Annotated in this window: 3 protein-coding genes; 1 reads left to right on the top strand and 2 read right to left on the bottom strand. The window is 36.8% G+C overall.

Annotated features, from left to right (window positions below; translation table 11 throughout):
- Window positions 1-146: 146 nt before the first annotated feature.
- Both DWW23_RS26245 and DWW23_RS26240 read right to left on the bottom strand, forming a co-directional pair.
- Complete coding sequence (locus DWW23_RS26245; RefSeq protein ID WP_122357397.1) at window positions 147-1205, bottom strand: BF3164 family lipoprotein; 1059 nt, start codon at window positions 1203-1205, stop codon at window positions 147-149.
- Window positions 1206-1208: 3 nt separating this feature from the next.
- On the bottom strand, window positions 1209-1430 hold the full coding sequence (locus DWW23_RS26240; protein WP_122357396.1) for an NVEALA domain-containing protein: 222 nt from the start codon (window positions 1428-1430) through the stop codon (window positions 1209-1211).
- Between the two features lie 157 nt (window positions 1431-1587).
- On the opposite strand from DWW23_RS26240, the gene DWW23_RS26235 reads away from it, so the two are divergent.
- A complete protein-coding gene (locus DWW23_RS26235) occupies window positions 1588-2718 on the top strand; it encodes a helix-turn-helix domain-containing protein (protein ID WP_122357395.1) in 1131 nt (376 codons plus the stop codon).
- Window positions 2719-3034: the final 316 nt, after the last annotated feature.

The following is a 3034-nucleotide window of genomic DNA, read 5'->3' as shown; positions in this document are numbered from 1 at the left end:
TTTTCAGGGAATACAATTTGTTTTCCCTGCCATTCGTTCACCAATTGCGCAATATGTTTTTCTTTCTCTTTCTGTTCGTTTTTGCAGGAAAAGAAGATAGGTAATAATACTAGTATGATTAGATTTAAAGCTTTCATTACTATTCTCTAAATTTTGAACTCTATGATTGGATCATCACTTTTTACTTCGGTTGCAACAATCGTATTTGTTTCTTCGTTTATATCAATACCATATATAGCTCGATCGAGAGTATATTTCTGTACAGGGTTTCCTTGAAGATCGAATACATAGATAAACCTACCTCCGTCTTCCGGTTGTTCTCCACGCTGATAAGCTGCTAACTTATCTTTAAACTTAATGCCTTGAAATACTGCATATATATATTTGTTGGTTACTTTGATATCACTAAATCCCATAATGCCATTCGGAACGCCAGATCCGTCTTTACCTGTTTTAAACTCGGGTTCTCCGGCCGGACCATACAATACCTTGTGTGTGCTGTCTTTAAGATTATAGATTTCAAGTGATTCTCCTAATTGGGTAGCCATAGCCAATACACCATTCTCCGGATTGTAATCCATAAAACTTCTCCAGGCCTGTGCTAATGCAGGACGAGATGTTTCTTCATTGGCTGTTTCGCTCGGGATTGTACCATTGCTTTTTATAGGTTTACCGTTACCGTCAACCTCCCAAAAACGATGTTCTCCTAGATAGTCAGGAATCAAAAAGCCTGATTCCATCGTATGAAAATCCAATGAACGGACTAATTTCTTGTCTAATTTAATCTCCTCTACCAATTCTGCAGAACTGGTAGAAGGAGATATTTTCCAACGTGTAATTTGCATCTTGTTGGGATCGAGTGCCCATAGGGAATCTAGGGAGTTGAATTGAATGTTTGCTGCTGATAACATCTCCTTCGGTGCTTCTCCACGTCTGCCAAAAGAAGCAATGTGTTTCCACCCCGGATAGGTAAACGCGTGTAAATAGTAATCTATATTGTGCAGATCCATTACAACGGCAACACTATCCCTGACCGTTACCCGGAATGGGTAACGGAACAGGATAGTATCCAGGTTGATTACCTGTGCGCTGAGTGCCTTGGTTTTGGTAAAGTCCGAGTATCTCGAAAAGTGCGAATCCGGAGAACTCGTACAGGCACTCAGGCAGCTAATACCTATTAATATATAATAAAGGAGATATTTCATTGTTTATTCAAGACTTAAGCCTGTAATTCTCATTTCTACCCAATCTCCGTCACAGTCTACAGAACCATCACCGTAGCATTTTACTCTGTCTCCATGTTCACCGTAAGCCAATGCTTCTATATTATCTAATGCTAGAGCTGGCAATTCATTTTTTTGATTAGACCAGAAATAAAAGCCTGCGATCAGGCAAACCATAAATCCGACTAATTTTAATTTGTTCTTCATATTTGTTTACATAATTTGTTGTAACAAAAATAAAGAGGCTTTTTTAGAGAAGCGCCTAGATTTTACCTAGATTATGCTTATATAGGTGTTTTTTTATTCATTTTACCTCTTTTTGAATAGTTCTTTTCTATTTTTGTGTTTAAAATAGGATGTAGAAATGAAGAGTGATTTGTCGGATTGGTTAATTGGGGGGGTACTCGCTTTACTTATAACTATAGGTGGAGGTTATTGGTATTCTTTTAGTTTACGTAGTAAAGTGACGGAAATTTGGAAGCAGACATTATGGGAGGACTGTACGAACAGAATGAGCGAAATCAAAGTAAAGAAGAAGCATATATTTTCTCCTGCTACTTCACCAAACATCGAAATAGCAACAGAGGGGCAGACTTTACTTTTAAAAAAGGATAGTACTGAATCTTTAACTGCTGATGAAGGTGATTTTCTTGCTGACCAATATTACTTGTCATTTAAGAATCCTGTAAAAATCGAAAAGTTGGATAGTCTTTTCCGAATAAAGTTGAAAGAAAATGGATATGAGTTTAAAACAGCGGTATCTCTTTATAATAATGATTCTGATAAAAAGACGTTTTACGGTATAAATGATGTGAGCCTTCTACCTAATTATTTGAAATTGACATATAAAGTGGATATTCAAAATGTTATCGTTTTGGAAGGATATGTAAGGGGGGACTGGTTAGAAAACCTGCTGTGGGGTAAGAGTTATTATGTCATACTCTCTATAATTGCTTGTTTAGCTTTGATGATATTAGTGATGAAGAAGAAAAACAGCAAACGACTAAACTCTTTGATTCAACCAGTACTGCAGGATACCCGGGATGAACGGTACTTGGATATTACTCAGGTTTTGCCGGATGAATCGGTTTGGCAGGAGGTTGAGCTAGTAACAGAGCCAGTGAAGGAGCGGGAGGAATCTCTTTCCAAACCTGCAGCCAATGTTATTTATTTGGATGAAAAGAAACATGTCTTGATTTATTCTGGAATGACTATACTTCTTGCTCCAAAAGTGTTTGGCTTGTTCAATCAGTTGTCGAAAGGAAGAGATTATTTTCAATCTTATGAATATCTTTATCAGACTCTTTGGACTGAAAAGAATAATGTTGATAAAAAGCATTTAGAACAGCTGGTAATTCGTTTGCGGAAAGACTTGAAGGATATTCCGGATTTAAGTATCGATGCCATACGGGGGAGTGGGTATCAACTTAAATGGAAAAATGATACGAAACTGACTATTGAGCAGATAGAGTACAATATAGGTACATCTGAATAGCTCTCTTCAAGGCTTTGGAGTAGGCAATCAGCGTGTAGAACTTACCTCCCAAACAGGGTATGTCTGTTTCTTGTGTACGATTCAATTGCATTTTGTTTGCCGTAGGATCATCCACAGAAAAGTTCCAATAGTCTTGCCTAAAACATTCCAAACACCTATTCATTCGATAGTTATCAAACGAAAGGAACTCAATTGTCAAAAGAAAAGAGCATATATGTGTTCTATTCGTTTGATATATATCAAACGCAAAAATGAATGAGTAAATGACCTTTACTGAAAGTAGTTTACAGATAAAACATTTATTACTAAAAACAAT

It is taken from the genome of Parabacteroides sp. AF14-59, from assembly GCF_003479515.1.
GTDB lineage: Bacteria > Bacteroidota > Bacteroidia > Bacteroidales > Tannerellaceae > Parabacteroides > Parabacteroides faecis.
The sequence above is the reverse complement of the archived record's forward strand: the minus strand, read 5'-3'. Positions and strand labels throughout refer to the sequence as shown.

Excerpts from the sequence above, each read along its gene's own strand:
- DWW23_RS26240 (WP_122357396.1), bottom strand. The coding sequence starts at position 1,430 with ATGAAGAACAAATTAAAATTAGTCGGATTTATGGTTTGCCTGATCGCA.
- DWW23_RS26245 (WP_122357397.1), bottom strand. The coding sequence starts at position 1,205 with ATGAAATATCTCCTTTATTATATATTAATAGGTATTAGCTGCCTGAGT.
- DWW23_RS26235 (WP_122357395.1), top strand. The coding sequence starts at position 1,588 with ATGAAGAGTGATTTGTCGGATTGGTTAATTGGGGGGGTACTCGCTTTA.